Consider the following 19,120-nt stretch of genomic DNA (forward strand, 5'->3'; position numbering starts at 1 on the left):
ATGAATTTTTACGTCAATCAAACGATCCAAATCAATTATATGCGTGTTGAATCTGTCAGTAACTCCTCCATTCTGCAAATTGGAAGCGCCGGTTCTATTAAATCGCTTTCTAACCTGTATAATACGGGAAGTTATGTTGAAGCAGCGCCGGCCGTCAGTGCGGGGCAGACTGTAGCCGTTTCAGAGGGTACGGGTTCGCCGGCATTTGTGCCGTTTCGGTCTTCAAGCCGGTAATTTCAGAAGGAAAACACATGCGAGGTGAATGTAATGTATGACCAATCCGTTTCATCCTACCTGCAGAATTTAAATTCCTTCGTCCAGCAGCAGGCACTGCAAATTCAGGAGCTCGAAAGGCAGCTGAAAGAGTTTCAAAATGAAATGTCCACGATGAAACAGCGGCCCTCCACAACAATCGAGCGGCTGGAGTATAAATTCGACCAGCTAAAGATTGAACGGCTCGAAGGTACGCTGAATATCGGATTGAATCCGACTGATCCTGACGCCGTGCAAAATTTCGAGGTCAGCCAGACAGCTCCGCAGGTCGGAATGATGCAGCAGGAGCAGGCGGGCCAGCAAATGCAGCAAATCCGCCAGAATGTCGATATGTATTTGAATGAAGAAATCCCCCTTCTGTTAGAACAGCTCGAACAGCAGCACGAAAGCAGGCTTGATGAAACAAACAAATATCACATTATAGAAGATATCAGAAAACAGATGGACAGCCGGATTCAATATTACATGTCGCATGTAAAAAAAGAAGAAAACATGCAGCCCGCGCAATATGCCGAGCAAATCGCTGAACACGTCAAGCGGGATATCGTAAGGGCAGTCGAGCATTTTATTAAACACATACCTGGTGAAATGAAAGGTGATGATCCATCATGATTTTTACGGTTATTAACCGGCAGATCGAAGTCGGCGATATCCATTCTACCGGGGTATCGAGTTCCTCCCTATTATTAATCGGTGATACGGATTCAGTCTACTTGTCTTCGATTTTTGACACGCCGCCGGAATCTCTCATTATCGGGCCTGTAGTCCCGCTGTCTCCTGAATAATGTTAAAGCGAATTTCACGCCTCAGGATCGCCAAGGTCAATTCACTCGGGATTGCAAGTGTCTTTCAAGCCGGTGACACAAATGAAATTGATATGAAAACAAAAGTATTCGCCGTGCAGCGTCCCATTGCCACATACAGAGACGATGAAGGCTCTTTTCACAAAAAAGAATACCAAGTCTTTCAGCAGCCGGTCGTGATGCCGCTTCCGGAAACAGGCGTCCAAAGCGCTTTCTGCCACGAAATGCCCTCTATTCAGGTCAGGAGCGTCAAAGTTCAGGGATTATCGTCCTCTTCTGTGTTTCAGACCGGCTCAGCGTCAATTGTGCTCGGGGAATCAAGACTTAAGCATATTAGGCAGATTGGCTCGCCAAACTCACAATCATCCCGAAGCTGACATATAATGACGGTGAGACTTCTATAAAGGGTGTCGTTTATGCCAGCAATTACCGGACCTATAGCTATCAATTCCATATCGGGCGGAGTCGTAAACTTTGGTGATTCCTTTTACCTTTCTCCAAAAAGCTCTTCTAAATCTGCGCTCGGTTCGGGAGCAGGCAATACCGGAGATTTCCTGTTATTAAACAACATTGTCAATGCGACAAACTATATAGACCCCGATGTCAGCGATCAAGATATGGTTGGAAATGGATAAAAAGCAGCCGCTCTTTGTGGAGAGGGCTGCTTTTTGGTCTTTCCGTTCATTTGATTTTTTAGTTTTCACAAGCTTTTCCGGCAGCTGTTTTCTGATCCGTTTCGCAAATCGGGCGAGTTTTGGATCGCGCCGCAGCTCTTCCATCCCGGAAAGCCTGACCGCCGGCTCCTGATTCGTGTACAGCGCGTGAATCTGTTTATGGCAGGGGATGCAGAGCATCACGGTCGAAAGAAATATCCCGCCTTCTTCCTTAGGTGTCAGGCGGTGCTCCGTCACCCGCACATGATGGCGGCCGCATCATTCACATGTGCCCCCCGGAAGGTTTAGCCAACATCCTTCTCCCTTTCTACATCAACTCTAATGTGACACGGGTGCCTTTTCCGCTCGGCTCGGCCGGATGAACGATGAGTTTTTTTGGCAGCCGCGCCCTCAGCTCCTGCACGTGGCTGATCACCCCGACAGACAGATTGTCTGATTGGAGCTTTTCAAGCGCGGTGACAACGGTGTCCAAGAGTCCCTGATCAAGGGTGCCGAAACCTTCGTCTAAGAAAAAGAATTGCAGCGGATATTGTCCCCGCAGCTGAATTTGAGCGGACAATGCAAGCGCAAGCGACAGCGAGGTAAGGAACGTCTCCCCTCCTGAAAGGCTTGATACGGGCCGTTTGACGCCCCCGTTTGCATCGTCGCGCATAACGAATCCGCCTTCGGAATCGACCAATATGGCATAGCGCTGCCGTGTCAGCGCTGCGAGCCGGGCCGAGGCATCACGTGCTACGCTTTCCAGCTGTTCTTCGGCTAAAAATTCGACAAATGTATTTCCTTTACATACGGACTGAAGCTTATCAAGCCTGTCAATATGAGTCTGCCAGCTTTTCAGCTCAGCTTCGATTTCCGTGAAGCGTTTATGCTGTTCTTTCATGACCGTAAAGGCTTTCGCCTGCGCCCCTTTTTCCTCCATGGCGGCACCGAATTCCGCCTCCGCCTGCTGCAGCAGCGAAACGGTCTCCGTCCATTCTTCTTCAGTCACTTGCCGTTCGGCTAATTTATCACTGACACGGCGGATATTTGCAATGAGCTGTTTTGTACGATCTTGAAATTCATCAATTTCTCTTTTTATCTGCTCTGACTGCTCCTTTGGAAGCAAGCTTCTTTTGACATCGGCTGCTTCTGTAAAGACGGTGTCTTTCGAGCGTTCCCGCCAGTCCTTTTCCGCTTTCTCAAGTGCTGCCTTTGCATCCCTTACCGAAATATCACTGCCGGACGCCCGTCCTTTTGCTTCATTTAGAGTTTGCTGGGCCCGCTTCAGTTCGTCAAAAAGGGTTTGCTCTTTCGTTTTTAACAGCTGTAATTCGCTTTGCACCGCTTCGAGCTTTATAGTGATCGGTTTTCCTTCAGCTGACGGTCCGAGCTCGTTTTCATATCCGTCGATCACGTGTTGAATGCGTTCTGACGTATAGTGAATCTCCAGCCGCTCCCGTTCAAGCTGATGACATTTTTCCTGCAGCCGTTCTTTTTCCTCTTCATGCTCTTTCAGAAATGCAATGCTGCGTTCAATTCGCTTTTCGCATTCCTCGGCTTGTTGATCCTTCTCTTCTATAGATGCCTGCCACTTGTCAATCCGGTTCAGCGGCATATCCCCGCATGCTTCGTTATACTGCTTCAGCCGGCTTTCTGACAACGATTGAAGCTCCTCTAACGACTCTCGGAGGCGCTCCGCTTCTTTTTCCTCATAGCGAATCCGTTCGTTCAGCTGTTCCGCCTGTTTAACGGTGTTTTGATATGCACTGATCAGCCTTGTGACTTTCGTTTTTACAGACAGCATATCCTGCTTCATTTGTTTCCATTCTAAACGGACGGCGCTGAACGCTTCATCGAGCGGGCGGCCGTGAATGGAAGGAGCCGCTTCAAGCTCCGGCACTAGGGCGGTTTGTAAAAACGGACATTCTTCGATGAAGCGCCCTGACTGCTCCTCCAATGTAACCTTAGCCGTCAGCACTTCCTGAGAAAGGGACGCCGCTTCAGCCAGCAGCGCCTCGATCTGCTGTAAATGTCCTTCTGTGTCCGTATTAAGCGTGTAGGTTTCATGAGCGGACTGCGTTCGGTCATGATGAGTTGAGCCGCACACGGGACAAGGTTTTCCTTCAATTAGTTTTTCCGATAATTCTTTTGTTAATGCAGCCGTTCTCGCTTCCTCACGCCGGATGCGGAGTTCCGTTTGCGTCTCGTTTGCCCGCTCGGATGCGGTCTTAATTGACTTTTCCGTTTCACATACCATATGATAAACGGCTTGAACCGTCTGATAGGCGCGGATGATGTCTTCCTCTTCTGTTTTTGCTTTACCGGCGAGCGCCTTGTTTTCCTCATTCAGTTTTTCTAAGCTTTTCGTCTGCCTTTCAAGGTTCGCCTTTTCTTTTGTGATTTGTTCTTTTGTCTGATGAATGCCGAGCGCAAGCTGTGCCGCGGTTTGGTATTGTTTCCGTTCATCTGCGGTCACCTGAACTGTTTTCAGCTTCTCTTTCAGCTCATTTTGCCGTTCTTGCCCGCGTGTCAGACGGTCTTTAACTGCGGTCAGCTGTTTTGAGGCCTCTTCATATTCTTCCTCTTTTTTGTTGCGCTCCGCTTTTGTTTTTGCGGCTTCTTTTTTGGCCTCCGTCAGCTTTTGCTCAGTTTCTAAAAGCCTTGCGTAAAGCTCCTGCTCCTTAAGCAGCTTCGGCTCCTGTTCAGCTTTATAGGCCCGCCATTTTTCATAGGCTTCATTTTTTTGGTCAAATAAAGCGGTTTCTGCCGCTAATTGCTGTTTGGCCAGTTCGTGCTCCCGTATAGCCCGTTCGTTTTGACGGATGGCTTCACTGTAACGATCGGCGTACGGCTCTAACGCCGCAGCAGTTTCCGCTTCTGCAAACCGGTTTGTTAAGTCGGTGATGCGAGGCCGTTTTTCATCAAGTCCGCTTTGCTGCCGTTCATATTCTTTTTTTTCTGTTTGCAGGTTCCAAATCTCCTGATGGTCCAGATGGCGCTCTTTTGCTTGTGCGCGTTTCTTTTCCGCGGCTTCAAGGCGTTCCTTCGCCTCCTGAAATTGCTGCTCAGCCTGCTGCAGCGCTTCCTCTCCGGCATCGCCCAGGCCTGACTGCTCCGCAAGCATTTCATTTTTTTTCGCGGCCGCTTCCTGCGCGCGCCGCCGCAATTTTTTGACAAGCCTGTCCCCATACTGCTCCAGATTAAAGAGACGCTGAAGCATGTGCCTGCGTTCTGTCCCTTTTAGCGAGAGGAATTCAGCAAACTTCCCTTGAGGCAGAACGACGGCTCTTGTAAAGTCGTCAATTGTAAGCCCAAGAAGCTCCTCCACTTTTTTATTCACTTCATTTGCTTTATCGGCAAGCACGGTTTGTTCCTCTTTTATTTCAATCAAACGGCAGAGAGCTGTTTTGACCTTTGTTTCATCCGTTCTCTTAAACACGCGCTCCACCTTGTAGGAAACCTGATGGTTGGCTTGCAGCGCGAATGTAAAGGAGACGGCGAGCTGATCTTCCGCATGGTTCAGGATGCCGTGCGTATTATTCGCGGCACGCTCCACCTTTCCGTATAACGCAAGTGTCATCGCGTCAAGGATGGAGGATTTTCCGCTGCCCGTCGGCCCGAAAATCCCGAAAACCCCGGCGCCTGACAGTCCGGCAAAATCAATGGTCTGCTCCTCTCTGAAGCTGTGGAGCCCTTTTATCGTTAACAGGATCGGCTTCATTTCGCATCCTCCTCATCATCTGCCGACGCAAGCTCTAAAAACAGCTTGACCATCTCATCATCAGGCACGGCGCCGCCCGTTTGTTTTTCATAAAATTTCTTAAACCGATCCTCAATTGACATCTGCTTCACTTCAATCCGGTCTCTGTCCGCCTTCTTCTCCGCAAAAATCGGCCTGATATGGATAAAGCCCGGATGCGCCTTTCTCAGCCGGTGAATCTCCTCAAGAGAAAGCTGATCAGTCAGATGGATATCAAGATCAATCCAGGCGTTCCGGTCACGCCCTTCATCCAGCCAGCCGTGGACTTCACTCAGCCCGTCCGCCTTCCACTTGACAAGCGGTTTTCCGGCGGATAAAAAAATCTCTTCCCACTTCGCTTCACCGCCGGGACGGGCTTCTACCACCGTCACCGATTTGGCGTAGCCGGCTTCTGAAAAGCTGTACGCCAGCGGAGATCCGGAATAGCGGGCAGCCGTTTTGGCCCGTTTGATCGTTTGCGGACGGTGCAGGTGGCCGAGAGCCACGTATGCCGCATTATGAGGAAGGCTTTCCGCTGCGACCGTGTAGGCGCCCCCGACTTCAATCGGCCGCTCGGAATCGGTTTGGTTTCCGCCTGCGACATAAATGTGGCTTGCCGCGATTTTAACGGCATCCTCTCGGCACAATCCGCACATGTGCGAAAATGCCTGTCTGATTTTCACGTCGTAATGGTCGCGGAGAAGCTTTTCCTCAAACGTATCAGACAGCACTTCGTTTAATCTCGCTTCTGACGGATACGCGAGCGCAGCAACGGCTAACAGCTCGCCGGCCGAAGGGACTTCAATGTGGACAGGTTCCGTCCGCGGATAGCCGATTAAATGAATACCCCGCTCATTTGTTAATGGGGAAGCGGCCGCCAGCCTGTCAGGATTGTCGTGATTCCCGGCAATGACGACAACCGGGCGTTTTCCGCCGTCAGAAAGGGCGGAAAGGCTTTCGTAATACAATTGCTCGGCGAGCGCGGGCGGATTTACCGTGTCAAATACATCTCCCGCCATAATGACCGCATCAATGTTTTCTTCCTTTACAATTGCATTCAGCTCTTCCAATACCTCGGCCTGCTCGTTCAGACGGCTTCTGCCTTCAAGCGTTTTTCCGAGGTGCCAGTCGGCCGTATGTAAAATTCGCAAATGTATTCACCTCACTTTTTATATAGAAAAAAAGATCCGCTCCTATAAAGGAGCTTCGGATCTTATTACAGCGTGAGCACGCGGCCTCCATCGAAGAAATAGAGCGCACGCCCTTTCACTTTTGTTTTTGTAATTTGTTCAACCGCTTTTGTATAAAGTTCGATTTGTGTTTCATATCTTTTTTTAAGAATCGGAGCGGCGCCTTCAAATCCGCTGCGGAACTTTCCTTCAATCCGGTCTGTTTTATAGTCAAGCAAATACAGGCCGTCAGCCGTTTCGTACAGACAATCAATAATTCCCTGCACCAAGAGCGGTTCTCCCGCTGTTTCAGCATCGGAATAAACCTCATTTGCCGGAAGCGCCATACTGAACGGCACTTCGCGGTCAATCCGTTTCGCCCGGAGAAGATCTGCCCCGACATCGGTATGGAAGAAATGAACGATTTCTTCTATTTCAATCGCGGCGCGCTGCTCTTCTGTCAGTAATTCCTTTTCATAAAGCGACCGGACCGTACGCTCCGCTTCTTCAGCAGTCGGCACATGCGTCATCGGAATGTGCTGCATCACCGTATGCATCGCCGTTCCTTTTTCGGCGGCGGTCAGCCCTTTTTTCATCATAAAGCGCGGGCGCCTGTATAACAAACTGTCTCCAGACGGTTTTATAAGGGAGCGGCCGCTGTATTCATCCTCGTATTCTTGCTTTCGCTTCAATTCAGAAACAGACTGCTTCGTCCGGATGGCTGTCAGCTTTTGATACGGGTACTCCCATTCAAGTAAGCTTTGCGCCTGTTCAGCAAATGAAAACGAACCTTGGACAGGCTCCCCTTGTTTGATCGCTTCCAGACGCGCGCTTTTTTCTTCCGCGCGTTCTTCAATATCATCATTAAGCAAGTCACTTTGCTGAAGCATGCGAATGAGAAAACGTGACGAATCTTGCGCAATGTCCCCCGGAGCCGCAAGCCCCGGCGCTCTAAACGACTCCATATCACGGTGGCGAATGAGCGCCGGGCCGATAAAGTCCAAATAGGATGCCGCCTGATAACGGTCAAATTCAGGAAGAAGCCAGTCCGTTTGAGCAGCTTGGCCTTGCCATTTTGCCAGCTGTTTTTCACGATTTTTGCAGGAACCGACGAGAAACAGCTTTTCCTTCGCTCTCGTCAGCGCCACATACAGAACACGCAGCTCTTCTGATAACAGCTCTCTGCGCATTTTTTTCTTCATCGCAATAAGCGGAAGCGTCGGATAGCTGATCCTAAGCTCCGGGTGAATATATTTCGTGCCGAAGCCAAGCTCTTTATCAAGCAAGTATGATTTGTTGAGATCCATCATATTAAAGTTTCTGCCGAGTCCCGCAGCGAAGACGACAGGGAATTCAAGCCCTTTGCTGCTGTGGATCGTCATCAGCCGAACGACATCCTCCTGCTCGCTGAGCGAGCGCGCCGTCCCCAGATCATCCCCGCGCTCCTGCATACGTTCAATAAAGCGGAGAAAGCGGAATAAACCGCGGAATGCCGTCGCTTCATAAGAACGCGCCCTGTCATACAAGACGCGTAAATTGGCTTGGCGCTGCTTTCCGCCCGGCATGCCGCCGACATAATCAAAGTATCCTGTGTCGCGGTACACTTCCCAAATAAGCTCGGACACTGAGTGATTCGTAGAAAATGACCGCCACTTTTGCAGGTCGGAAGCAAATTTTCTCAGTTTTTGATACAGCTCATCGTGTCGGTCTCCGCTTGCCAAATATGCCTTCATCGCTTCATAATACGGTGCTTTTTTATGTTCCAGGCGAATCAGCGCAAGCTCGTTTTCATCACAGCCGACGATAGGCGAGCGCAGAACGGAAGCTAGCGGAATATCCTGATACGGATTATCAATCACCTTTAAGACAGAAAGTGCAGACGCCACCTCAACGGCTTCAAAATAACCTGACGTCAAATTGGCGTAAACCGGAATGCCTTGGTTTTTCAGCTCCTCCATGATTTGAGGGGCCCACGGCATGGAACGCAGCAAGATGACAATATCCCGGTATTGGATGTTTCGGTGTGTTTTTGTTTTTCCGTCATACACCTTAAACGGTGATGAGACGAGCCGGCGAATCTCCTTCGCCATTGCTTTCGCTTCAAGCTGCACCGTTTCAAAATCTTCGGCGCCCTCGGCACTTTCTGAATCATCAGCGCTGTCAATCAGCAGCAGCTCCGTTTTCGTCTCTTCATTCGGCGGATACGATGCCCCAAGTTTCAGTTCCGCCTGCTCATCGTAATCCACCTCGCCGATTTTGCCGCCCATCAGCTGCTTAAACAAGAAATTGGTGCTGTCCAAAATATCGGATCTGCTCCGGAAATTTTGGTTAAGATCAATTTTCAGTCCCGCGCCTTCCCCATGTTCCGTAAACCGTTTATATTTTCCGAGGAACAGAAGCGGCTCGGCCAGTCTGAAACGGTAGATTGATTGCTTCACATCCCCTACCATAAACAGGTTTCCCGACTCTTCAGGCCCGCTTTTGACAAGCTGCAAAATCGATTCCTGCACAAGATTGGTATCTTGATATTCATCAACAAGCACTTCATGAAACTGCTCTTGGTAATATGCGGCGGCTTCACTTGCCGTCCGTTCCCCTTTTTCATTCACGTCAGATAAAATAGCCAGACAATAATGTTCCAAATCCGAAAAATCAATGATCGATTTCTCTTGTTTTGCCGCTTCAAATCGTTTTCCGTACGAAATCACGAGCTGAACGAGAGTTTCAATGACAGGTTTCATGTCTTGTAAACTCTTCATATGCTCCACTGGGCTTCTTGTAAAATAGTCGGTTTTTAATTTTTCGATCAGTTTTTTCGCACCGTTTCGTAAATCAGTCGCTTCCTCTAAAAGCGCCTTGTCAAATTCGTCCCCTTTTACCGCCTTTGCGCGCTTGAATGTCACAGCGGGAACCCGTTTATACAGCTCCGTAAAGTCATGCCGGCAGCTGATCAGCTCCTCTACCTGCGCAAGATCATCGAGAAAATTGTCAGCGCGCGGCGCGGGTCCGCCTGGTGCTTTTGTAAGCTCAAGCGCCCGCTCGAGCTTTTGCTTTGCCCCGTCCAGCGCCATCGCGGCATCCTCGCTCACATACGCGTAAAACGGCAGCTCTTCAATCCGGCTTCCTTCAGTCACATCATACAGATGAACAAAGCTTTTCAGCCATGCTTCCGGGTCAGGATGCGAACGGGAATATTCGTACACCTGCTTGACGAGAGCTTGAAGATCCAAATCATGGCGGTCCGTCGTATATCTGTCGACAAGCTCAAAAAACGCCTGGTCTCCCTTTGCATATTCGTCCTCAAACAGTTCATCAAGCACTTCGTCTCCGAGCAGTTCGCCTTCCGTCTGGTCAGCCATCCGAAAACCGGGGTCAAGATCGATCATATAATAATATTTTCTCAGTACCTGCAGACAGAAGGAATGCAGCGTCGAGATACTGGCCTTATTTAAAAGGGACAGCTGCCGCCTGATATGCAGTGATCCGGGCCGCTTGGCCAGCTCTTTGTCCAATGCTTCGGCGATCCGGTGCTTCATCTCCGCCGCGGATGCGTTTGTAAATGTCACCACAAGAAGGCGGTCTACATCAATCGGATCATCCTCAGCCGTTATTTTTCTGATCATCCGTTCTACAAGCACTGCGGTTTTGCCTGATCCGGCTGCTGCTGCAACAAGGATATCGCGGCCGGAAGAAACGATGGCGTTCCATTGGTCCATCGTCCATATGCTGTCTTGCGGTTTAGGAATGTGCATCATCATCCGCCTCCTTTTTCAGCCAATCGAGTATGGTGCCGTCTTTTTCCGCTTTCAGGCTGCGGTATTCGTTTTCCTCCAGTGATTCATCAAACTGGCACACGGATTTAAACGCGCAGAAAGTACAAGGAGTCTTATCCTTCAGCTTATACGGGGTGATGGACACAAGTCCGTCTGTAATCGCCTCGCCCGCCTGCTGAAATGTCCGCCTCACATGTTCTGTCAGCAGATGAAAATCCCGTTCCCCGACTGCCGCGGAATCAGACCTTAAAGAACCGTCCTTTTTCAAACCGGCATTGACAATATTCGATCGCCCTTCCTCCAATGTCGTATCCATCAGGCGGATCGCCTCCTGATCACCGAGCAAAAGGCCTTTCATTTTAAATTTCTTAAATATTTCTTGCTCGATTTCATCAAGTCCGAGCGGCAGATTCGCTTGAATCATCGGATCGTGGATATGAAAATACAGCACTCCGGCCGGCGTCGCCTTCATACCGAGCCAATCGGCCGAATGTGTGATCGACAAATCAAGATAGGTGAGCATTTGCAGAGCGAGACCGTAATACACTTCCGCCAAATCAAGGCCTTTGTCGCTCGATTTATAATCAACGATTCTCAGCAGAAGGCCTTTTGAGCTTTCCGCTTTATCGACGCGGTCAATCCGTCCGACAAGTTCCATCGTACATCCGTTTTTCAAAGTGAAGGTGAGCGGAGGCAGCGGGCCGTTCCCTCCAAAACCGAGCTCAAGCCCGATCGGCACAAAGCCGCTCGCCTTCGCATGTTCGCTTAATATGCCTGAAACGCGTGTGACGATTTTCTGCAGCTTTTCTTTTACATAAAAATGCCTGTTTGAACTGAGCAAAATCTCTTTTTGAAGCTTCGGCGCAAGCCGTTCTACCGCGTCATAGGAGAAATTCCGGCACTGATCCTTCGTTAAGTCGCGCCAATCCAGATTTTGTTCGCGCAGACGGTCTGAAATCAGCTTCAGGCTGGAATGAAACAGCTGTCCGATATCCGGCGCTTCCAGCTTAAAAAACTGCCGCTCCTTTAATTGCAGTCCGTGGGATGCAAAATGGGAAAACTGGCAGGCGTTAAATGCTTCCATCCGTGATACGCTTCCTTTAATATGCTCTCCGTAAAGCTGGCGCGAAACGGGCCGTTCAAGCCGTTTGGCGTCATTGCGGAAAAACAGGCTGGAGAACAGCTTTTTTGCGCTCCGGTTGTCAGGCCCGTTTATCAGCACATTGTATGCGCTCCACCACACGTCACTGATCTCATACTCTCTTGACCATAATCGGAGCTGGCTTGCTGTATACGTTCGCGCCACCTGTTTATTGACAAGGTAATGAAGCTGCTCCTCTTCACTCACCTGCTCGGGATCACCCGCTGACAGCTTTTCCTGATGTTCCGGGAAAAGATCGCCGAGCCTGTTCACCACGATTGACGGCAGGAGCGTCTTTCCTTCCGCGTCGGCAATCGGGTACGACACGTAAAGACGGTCAGAAGGGCTTGAAAGCGCCATATAGATCAGAAAATGCTCATCAAGGAGACGCTCGCGGCCTGCGGAAGACAGCTCCACACCGATCGTTTTCAGCCACTCCCGGTCGTCATCAGACAAAACGCCGCTTTCATCCGGCCGCGCGGGAAGGACGCCGTCGTTCGCTCCGATGACAAAAGTGCAGGACGCACCGTAAATTCTTGACAAATCCATATTACCTACAAACACTTGGTCGAGCGCAGGGGGAATCAAAGAAAAATTGAGCGATTCCACTCCCGTTTCAAGCATTTGCTGAAACAGCGCCAAAGACATTTCATCTTCACCCATCATGCCGGCAAACTCCTCGAGAAGCTGAATGACGGCATCCCAGGCCTGGCTGTGCTGCTGCGCTTCAATGATGTTTCCGGTCTCTTCCGCCCGCTGCCGTTTGCGGTCGAGTTTTAACGGAACATCGGTTTCCTCTAAATAGAGATACAGAGCTTCCGCCATGCTTTGTACCGTTTTTGCTTTTTTCAGCCGTTTTTGGAGCTGAAAAAGCGGCGCGGCAATCCATTCCTTCGTTTCGTTCAGCATATTCTCGGTCTCAATTTCTTGATCCGTTTGCGCAAACTCCTCATCCAGCGATACGAAGCGCCTGTAGGTAAAACGCTCTCCGTTCGTCCAGCGCTCGCCCTTAATTCCATAGGCGATACAATAGTTTTCCAGCTGGTCGACTTGCTCTCTCATCTTCTGCTCCGGCTGATCGAGAGGGAATAGCAGTTCGGTTTTCGCGCAGCGAAACACCGCTTCATATCTCCAATTTCCCTTCACCACATCCAAGCTGGAGCGGATAAACTCAATGAGCGGGTGATGCTGCATAGAAGCTTTTCCGTCAATAAAATAAGGAAGCTCGTAATCTGCGAACACTTCTTTCAGCATATCTTTATAATCTTCCGGCTGTCGGATGAGAATGGCCATATCTCTGTACCGATACCCTCTGTCCCTGACAAGTGAATGAATTTCCCGGGCAATACCCTCCAGCTCCGCTCTTCTGTTTTGCGCTTGCATGACGGTAAAAGCCTCCTGCCCGTTTACAAACGGACGGGCCGGCCGCACGTCATATTGCGCTTCGGTGTGGGCAAGCTCAGGCGCATGCTTATGTCTTTTTGTACCATGCAGTTCTTTGCAGGAAATATCAGCGTTCAGTTCCTTTGCCGTCTGGTAAAGCTTATAATATGTGCTGCCCGTCATTCTGAACAAATCCAGCTCATCAGGCACGCGTTCTGCCGAAGGCTTGTCCGCAGTCAATGAAAATGTCACATGATCAGCCTGCGTGATCAGCTGTTCCAGCACTCTGAATTCCTGCGGCGTAAATTGGTAAAAGCCGTCCACATAAACACGGGCGCCTTTTATATCATCCGCCAAAGGGATCTGCTGAGCGAGCAGCGTCAAATAATCCTCTGAATGCAAATATTGGCCGTCAAGACTTCTTTCCATCTGCTGATATAAGATCCCTAAGTCATGCAGCTTTTCAGCCAGCATCCGCTCTCCGCGATATTCAGACGACGTTCCGCTCTCTGCCATTCGGCGGATATCGGCAGGCTCAAGACAGTAGCGTTTAAACTCAGTCAGCATCCGTTCCACCTGCTCAGTGAACCCGCTTTTATCACTTGCCTTTTGATATACTTTGAAATCGTGCTTATATTCTTCAATCAGCTTTCTCAAAAGCATTTGCACGCCTGTCGTCGTCACAAACGGGCGGTTCATTCCCCCGGTATGCTGAAGCACACGCCATGCCAAACGTGAAAAGCTGAAAACTTGAGCGCGTATCATACCGCCGATATCAGGCGTTTTAGCAAGCTCATATTCCATTAAAAACGTCATTTGATCCGGGACTAGAAAAATGATCGGCTTCCCGAACGGCTCCCGGCGCAGTTCATCTTGAATGCTGTCGATAATCAGCCTCGTTTTCCCACTCCCGGATCTGCCTACTAAAAACTCAACACCCAAATTAGAAGACCCCTCTCTTTTTATCTCTCTACATTTTATCGAAAGTTGACGAAAATGACCAATCTGATCTGCTGGTAAAAACGGGATGCTTGTTTTAAAAAGGCCGATGTTTGTCCAGCATAAAAAGAAAAAGGATTATACATATGTCAGAATATCCCGAAGTCATTATACGAACCGCCCTTTCATTCAGTATTCTTTTTATCGGCGCCCGTTTACTCGGAAAACAAACCATTTCACAAATGACACTCTTTGATTTCATTGCAGCCATCTCGCTCGGCGCCATTACGGCAAATTTATCGTTTAATACAAAGCTGCCGATTCATTATACTGTCATTGCTTATACCATCTTTGTGATGATCATTTACGGCGTCGCATATTTTTCTATGAAAAACAGAGCCGTCAGAGGCTTCTTCGCAGGAAAACCGACCATTGTTATTCAAAACGGCAAAATACTCGAAAACAACATGAAAACAATGCGTTATACCATCGACTATCTAAACCAGCAGCTGCGTGAAAAAGATATATTTGACGTTTCTCAAGTCCAAACCGCCATAATCGAAACGAACGGAAGCATGTCTGTTGAAAAAAAACCGGAATATGCGGCCGTCACAAGACAAGACCTCGGCATTTCCGCCAAACAGGAAAAAAACTTTGCGGTAGAGCTCGTCATGGACGGAGAACTGGTCACAAAGAACTTGAAAGAAAACCACGTGTCGGAAACATGGCTGAGAGAAGAGCTGAACAAGAGGCAGCTTAAGGTGAGTGACGTCGTATACGCTGTCCGGGGAAGCAATGGCCGCCTGTTCATCGATACGTACGATGACCATATTACATCACCCCTCGATCAGGAATAAGCGATGATATCCGCACATGTCACGGTATGTGATCGTATACTGTATAAAAAACGGGGGTGGGTCCATGTACGACAATTATTTTCCTTGCACAGCCGTATACAGAGACGACTCTGTTCTCATAAAAGACCTTATAAAATCGATTAACGGAGAATACAGCGCCGTTATTTGCTATTCGATCCTGGCCGAGAAAGCGCCGACCGCAGAAATCAGAAAACAAATCGAACACATCAGAGAGGAAGAAGTGCGCCATCTTCATGCCTTTTCTTCACTGTATACATCGATTACCGGTAAACACTTGACGCCCAAACAAACGGAGCATTGTCCGCATTTATATAAAGACGGGCTGAAGGCGGCTTTCTTCGACGAACAAAGAACGGCTGATTTTTATCTGCACGCAGCCGACAGATCCTCAAACCTTGAGGCGACGCAATTATTTGCGCGCACGGCTCAAGACGAGCAGCGTCATGCCGTCTGGTTTTTATATGATATGATACATCTCCCCTGCCATCACCCGGCAGGTTTGACTTCGAATTCGCCGGGAAAAGGATAACCATCCTGACATATGCGGGGAGGTTATCCAAATGGTACAATTGCAAAATTCGCAAGCCTGTCTTGAGGCATGCATCAGCTGTATGGAGGCTTGCAACAGATGTTTTAATCAGTGTCTGTCAGAACAGAACCATCATGAATTAAGCGAATGCATCCGGCTTGACAGAGAATGCGCGGACATGTGCGCGTTTGCCGTAAGAGCAATAGAAGCAGAAAGCCCGTTTGCAGCCGAAATTTGTGCGCTCTGCGCCGAAATTTGCGAAGCGTGCGCAAAAGAGTGCCAGATGCACGATCATGACCACTGTCAGGCATGCGCAAAAGCATGCTTTACATGTGCTGAGGCCTGCCGCAAAATGGCAGCCTAGCGGAAAGAGCTCCTGATCAGGGAGCTTTTTTTATGTTTACGATAAGAAAAATGAATGGATGACGAGTAATAATTAATAATTTATTTATCTTAAAATTTATACTATAGTTGTAGTAAGTTAACGAGCTTAACAATTAAATAGGAACGTTTTAGGAAGAAGGTTTTTTTAGTGAAGAAAGACAAACATCTCCTTACGGATATCTGGTTTATCCTCATAAGTGCGGCAGGGGGGTTTCTTCTTTCGTTTACAGGTATGTCTATCGCATGGATGCTCGGAACGCTTATGGCGGGCTGCATCCTTTCCATCGTGCGGCCGCGCTGGCTGTTCATGGCGCCCGACAGAAGAGGCATTCACCGCAGATGGCTCGCGTTAGGACAAATGATTCTCGGAATCGAGCTTGGCCAGAAATTGAACTTGTCCGTACTTTCCGTCTTACGGGAGCATTGGCTGCCGGTGGGAATCATGCTGATTTTCTCCATTGTCATGGCCCTGTTTTCCGGATATGCGCTCTGGCGCTTCAGCCGGACGGACATGATGACAAGCTTTGTAGGCACGGCTCCCGGCGGTCTGTCCGCCATGCCCGGCATCGCTCAGGAAGTCGGCGCCAACACAGCCATCGTAAGCCTTATCCAGCTGATCCGCGTCCTCTTGGTCGTCATGACAATTCCGTTTCTGGTCATTTTCTTATTTGCGAAACAAAGCGGCGGCACTCAGGAAGCCGCAGGAGCAATGACATCGGGAGCCGTAAATGCAGGACTTATTCCCGTCCTGTTAACAGCCGGGTTTATTTTGGCCGCGTGGCTGGCCAGTAAAGGAGCCAAACTGCTGAAATTTCCGGCTCCGTGGCTGCTCGGCAGCATGATAGGCGTTGCGGCTGCGCAAATCGGCGTATCCGGTTGGGCCGGAGAAGACATTTTGGCCTGGTGGCCGCCGGAAGCGAATCAGCTGTCTCAGATTTTTCTCGGCGCCACGATCGGCTCAAAAATGTATAAAAGTATGTTTACAGGTGTCACAAGGGTGCTTACCGTCGGATTCATTTCCTCAGTCGGATTAATCGCTGCCATGATTCTGAGCGCGGTGATCGTTTCTAAGCTGACGGGCATTCCGATGATTACATCCGTTCTCGCCTTCGCCCCCGGCGGCATCGCCGAGATGGCGGCAACCTCCATCACTCTGCATGAGGATTCGACCTTCGTCGTCGCGGTTCAGGTCATCCGGGTTATTCTTGTCATCGCCATGCTTCCGCCCTTTTACCGGCTGCTGCATCATCTTTCTCGAGAGGGCCGTTCTGCCGGAAGCAGCGGCCGAATAGAAAGAAGAACCTGATCTGTTAACGGAATGGGCCAAGCAAAAAACACGCACATATGATGCGTGTTTTTTTAGTCGGAAAACAGCTTTCCCCCGGCATTGACAAGCCTCCAGTTTTCCGAAAGATCGCGGAACAGCCGTCCAGCAAATAACAGCTCTTCATCTGTATAGCGATTCAAAAGCTTCATCAGGCGCTCTTTAATGATTTCGTGATATTCGTGATGCAGGCCGTGCAGCTCTTTCCCGGCAGGCGTCAGGCGGAAATAGACTTCCTTTTTATTGTCGCTCAGCCGGGTTCTGCGCAGAAAGCCGGCTTGTAAAAACTTTGCGCAGCTTCTGGAAACAGTCGGTTTTGTTGTCTTCATTTTTTCCGCTATCGAAGTGACATTGATCGGCTCATGATCTCCGATACAAGACAATATATGAATTTCCGTCAGGGTCAGCTGAAGTTTTTTGCCGTTTTCCTCACGGAGTTCGTCCATCCGGCCGGCCAAAGACATTCTGATGTCCTCCTGACACCTCTCCTGCTCGTGAAAGATATCTGTTAATCGTTCAAGAATCATCTGTTTTGCATGTTCTAGCTGGCTTGGATCCAACTGCGGGTCACCCTTCCGTATTCATTGTTTCTTTTACTATATCGTTTTGTTACGAAAGAAACAATCGAATCGGTGCATGAAATGTTATCAGTTTAATCCCCAGCGCCCTATCCCCGCCAGAACGGTTTCTTCCGCATGGCGGCCTGAGCCGCCGGCTGCCCAAGCCACATGGCCGTCCGGCCGGATCAATACAGTGTGAACGTCCTGCCAATCGGCACGCATTTTAGAAAGGGAAGCCCGGACAGCCACCACTCTCACCGTATCAATATCGGCAGGTATGCTTTCTCTTAATGACAGCAGCACAAATGCGCCCTTCCGAAGAAAACCATACAGCCGGGCTGATCGGCCGTCGTGAAGAATAAGTTCCATATCCGGCAGCCGTTTTCCGTTGAGGACATGCGGCGGCATATCAGAATCAGGTTCGTAATGCACATCAAGAGCAGATATTTTCCCTGCCATATATCGATTGGATTCCGGAAAAGCCAATAAAGCTGACACCGTATCCCTTAATGCGAGCCCTGAGTCGGTGAAATCGATCAGTCTCGTCTGCACTTCCGTATTGCGCAAAATATCTTCCCCCGCGCTGTGCCTTTCCTCATGATAGCTGTCCAAAAGCTGCGGCGGCGCTTCACCTTTGATTTGCGCGGCCAGCTTCCATCCGAGGTTGACCGCGTCCTGAAGCCCCGCGTTCAGTCCTTGCCCGCCGGCGGGAAAATGAATGTGCGCCGCATCCCCCGCCACCAAAATCCGGCCGGAACGGTACCGCTCGGCCTGCCGCTGCGCATTTCCAAACCGTGACATCCACACAGTATTACTCAGACCGAAATCCGTTCCGCATATCCGGCGGAGGTCTTCCTTCAGCTCATTTTCGGTGACCGGTTCATCTTTCCGCTTTTGCGGCAAGTGCGGAGAAACGATAATGACACGGTAAAGACCGCCCGGCAGAGGAACAATGACAGCTGATCCCTGCTGGCCGCACACTGAAAAAAATGCTGACTCAGGCGGATTCCTCAGCACGGCATCGCCGAGAGTTCCTATTAAGGTGGCATCGGTGCCCGGAAAAGCAATGCCCGCCTGTTTCCGGATGATGCTCCCCGCTCCGTCCGCGCCGACGGCATACAAGCTGTGAAGCGTGCGGATACCGTTTTCATCTCGGAATACCGTCTGCACCCCGCCATCAGTTTGTGTAACAGCCAGCGCTTCAGCCCCGCGGATGATGTCAGCACCTAAGCCTATCGCATACTCCTCCAAAAGCCGCTCTGTATCTGCCTGAGGCAGCATCAATGAATAGTTTTGCTTTGAATCCAGCACAGAAAAGTCCAGTCGGGCATCCAGCATAGAAAAATGGCCGGCAGACTGTTTCGTTCCTTTATCCAAAAAACGCTCCAATATGCCTCTCATCGCAAAAAGCTCCAGCGTACGCGGATGCAGGACAAGCGCTTTTGAATAGGGTACTGTTTTCTTCAGACGTTCAATGACAGTCGTTTTCACCCCGGCAAGCGTGAGTTCTGACGCAAGCATAAGACCGACCGGCCCTCCCCCGATAATGACAGCCTGTGTATTCATACTAAC

General features: G+C 49.7%; 15 protein-coding genes and 1 pseudogene. 9 read left to right on the forward strand and 7 right to left on the reverse strand.

What is annotated here, in order from left to right:
* From J7E26_RS07890 to J7E26_RS07910, 5 genes are read left to right on the forward strand one after another with little or no spacing between them, the layout of a single operon-like run.
* Nucleotides 1–234, forward strand: a complete 234-nt coding sequence (locus J7E26_RS07890; RefSeq protein ID WP_214800848.1) for a spore germination protein GerPB — start codon at nt 1–3, stop codon at nt 232–234.
* Nucleotides 235–267: 33 nt separating this feature from the next.
* On the forward strand, nt 268–885 hold the full coding sequence (gerPC, locus tag J7E26_RS07895) for a spore germination protein GerPC (RefSeq protein WP_214801321.1): 618 nt from the start codon (nt 268–270) through the stop codon (nt 883–885).
* Nucleotides 882–1,058: a spore gernimation protein GerPD gene (locus J7E26_RS07900; RefSeq protein ID WP_214800845.1), complete on the forward strand. Its 177-nt coding sequence runs from the start codon at nt 882–884 to the stop codon at nt 1,056–1,058. The genes gerPC and J7E26_RS07900 overlap by 4 nt, the downstream gene beginning before the upstream one ends.
* Nucleotides 1,058–1,453 carry a spore germination protein GerPE gene (locus J7E26_RS07905; protein WP_214800843.1) on the forward strand — a complete coding sequence of 132 codons (396 nt, stop codon included), beginning with the start codon at nt 1,058–1,060 and terminating at the stop codon, nt 1,451–1,453. The genes J7E26_RS07900 and J7E26_RS07905 overlap by 1 nt, the downstream gene beginning before the upstream one ends.
* 39 nt (nt 1,454–1,492) lie before the next feature.
* Nucleotides 1,493–1,711 (forward strand): spore germination protein, encoded by a 219-nt coding sequence (locus tag J7E26_RS07910; protein WP_214800841.1) that lies wholly within the window; start codon nt 1,493–1,495, stop codon nt 1,709–1,711.
* A 30-nt stretch (nt 1,712–1,741) separates the two neighbouring features.
* Here the strand turns inward: J7E26_RS07910 and J7E26_RS07915 are convergent.
* The 5 genes and pseudogenes from J7E26_RS07915 to addB all read right to left on the reverse strand — a co-directional run.
* A pseudogene (locus J7E26_RS07915) lies at nt 1,742–1,993 on the reverse strand (HNH endonuclease); the annotation flags it as partial.
* A gap of 64 nt (nt 1,994–2,057) precedes the next feature.
* On the reverse strand, nt 2,058–5,450 hold the full coding sequence (gene sbcC / locus J7E26_RS07920) for an exonuclease subunit SbcC (RefSeq protein ID WP_214800839.1): 3,393 nt from the start codon (nt 5,448–5,450) through the stop codon (nt 2,058–2,060).
* Nucleotides 5,447–6,619: an exonuclease subunit SbcD gene (gene sbcD, locus J7E26_RS07925; protein ID WP_214800836.1), complete on the reverse strand. Its 1,173-nt coding sequence runs from the start codon at nt 6,617–6,619 to the stop codon at nt 5,447–5,449. The genes sbcC and sbcD overlap by 4 nt, the downstream gene beginning before the upstream one ends.
* Before the next feature lie 65 nt (nt 6,620–6,684).
* Nucleotides 6,685–10,389, reverse strand: a complete 3,705-nt coding sequence (gene addA / locus J7E26_RS07930) for a helicase-exonuclease AddAB subunit AddA (RefSeq protein ID WP_214801318.1) — start codon at nt 10,387–10,389, stop codon at nt 6,685–6,687.
* Nucleotides 10,376–13,876, reverse strand: a complete 3,501-nt coding sequence (addB, locus tag J7E26_RS07935) for a helicase-exonuclease AddAB subunit AddB (RefSeq protein WP_214800834.1) — start codon at nt 13,874–13,876, stop codon at nt 10,376–10,378. The genes addA and addB overlap by 14 nt, the downstream gene beginning before the upstream one ends.
* A gap of 143 nt (nt 13,877–14,019) precedes the next feature.
* Between addB and J7E26_RS07940 the strand changes: the two genes are divergently transcribed.
* From J7E26_RS07940 to J7E26_RS07955, 4 genes are all read left to right on the forward strand, one after another.
* Entirely contained in the window at nt 14,020–14,730 is a 711-nt protein-coding gene (locus J7E26_RS07940; RefSeq protein ID WP_214800832.1) for a DUF421 domain-containing protein, read from the forward strand.
* Nucleotides 14,731–14,794: 64 nt separating this feature from the next.
* Nucleotides 14,795–15,280, forward strand: coding sequence for a ferritin-like domain-containing protein (locus J7E26_RS07945; protein ID WP_214800830.1), 486 nt, complete (start codon nt 14,795–14,797; stop codon nt 15,278–15,280).
* Between the two features lie 31 nt (nt 15,281–15,311).
* On the forward strand, nt 15,312–15,644 hold the full coding sequence (locus J7E26_RS07950) for a four-helix bundle copper-binding protein (RefSeq protein WP_214800828.1): 333 nt from the start codon (nt 15,312–15,314) through the stop codon (nt 15,642–15,644).
* 168 nt (nt 15,645–15,812) lie between these two features.
* Nucleotides 15,813–16,970: an AbrB family transcriptional regulator gene (locus tag J7E26_RS07955; RefSeq protein ID WP_214800826.1), complete on the forward strand. Its 1,158-nt coding sequence runs from the start codon at nt 15,813–15,815 to the stop codon at nt 16,968–16,970.
* A 53-nt stretch (nt 16,971–17,023) separates the two neighbouring features.
* Here J7E26_RS07955 and J7E26_RS07960 read toward each other — a convergent pair whose 3' ends face one another.
* Nucleotides 17,024–17,515 (reverse strand): MarR family transcriptional regulator, encoded by a 492-nt coding sequence (locus J7E26_RS07960; RefSeq protein WP_396019843.1) that lies wholly within the window; start codon nt 17,513–17,515, stop codon nt 17,024–17,026.
* 120 nt (nt 17,516–17,635) lie between these two features.
* Complete coding sequence (locus J7E26_RS07965; RefSeq protein ID WP_214800822.1) at nt 17,636–19,114, reverse strand: monooxygenase; 1,479 nt, start codon at nt 19,112–19,114, stop codon at nt 17,636–17,638.
* Nucleotides 19,115–19,120 lie beyond the last annotated feature (6 nt).

The organism is Bacillus sp. ISL-51, from assembly GCF_018613535.1.
In the GTDB taxonomy this organism is placed as follows: Bacteria; Bacillota; Bacilli; order Bacillales; family Bacillaceae; genus Bacillus.

Coding starts and splice junctions, on each gene's coding strand:
- J7E26_RS07960 (WP_396019843.1), bottom strand. CDS start 17,515: ATGATTCTTGAACGATTAACAGATATCTTTCACGAGCAGGAGAGGTGT.
- J7E26_RS07900 (WP_214800845.1), top strand. CDS start 882: ATGATTTTTACGGTTATTAACCGGCAGATCGAAGTCGGCGATATCCAT.
- addA (WP_214801318.1), bottom strand. CDS start 10,389: ATGCACATTCCTAAACCGCAAGACAGCATATGGACGATGGACCAATGG.
- sbcC (WP_214800839.1), bottom strand. CDS start 5,450: ATGAAGCCGATCCTGTTAACGATAAAAGGGCTCCACAGCTTCAGAGAG.
- J7E26_RS07965 (WP_214800822.1), bottom strand. CDS start 19,114: ATGAATACACAGGCTGTCATTATCGGGGGAGGGCCGGTCGGTCTTATG.
- J7E26_RS07945 (WP_214800830.1), top strand. CDS start 14,795: ATGTACGACAATTATTTTCCTTGCACAGCCGTATACAGAGACGACTCT.
- J7E26_RS07950 (WP_214800828.1), top strand. CDS start 15,312: ATGGTACAATTGCAAAATTCGCAAGCCTGTCTTGAGGCATGCATCAGC.
- J7E26_RS07890 (WP_214800848.1), top strand. CDS start 1: ATGAATTTTTACGTCAATCAAACGATCCAAATCAATTATATGCGTGTT.
- J7E26_RS07910 (WP_214800841.1), top strand. CDS start 1,493: ATGCCAGCAATTACCGGACCTATAGCTATCAATTCCATATCGGGCGGA.
- J7E26_RS07940 (WP_214800832.1), top strand. CDS start 14,020: ATGTCAGAATATCCCGAAGTCATTATACGAACCGCCCTTTCATTCAGT.
- J7E26_RS07905 (WP_214800843.1), top strand. CDS start 1,058: ATGTTAAAGCGAATTTCACGCCTCAGGATCGCCAAGGTCAATTCACTC.
- gerPC (WP_214801321.1), top strand. CDS start 268: ATGTATGACCAATCCGTTTCATCCTACCTGCAGAATTTAAATTCCTTC.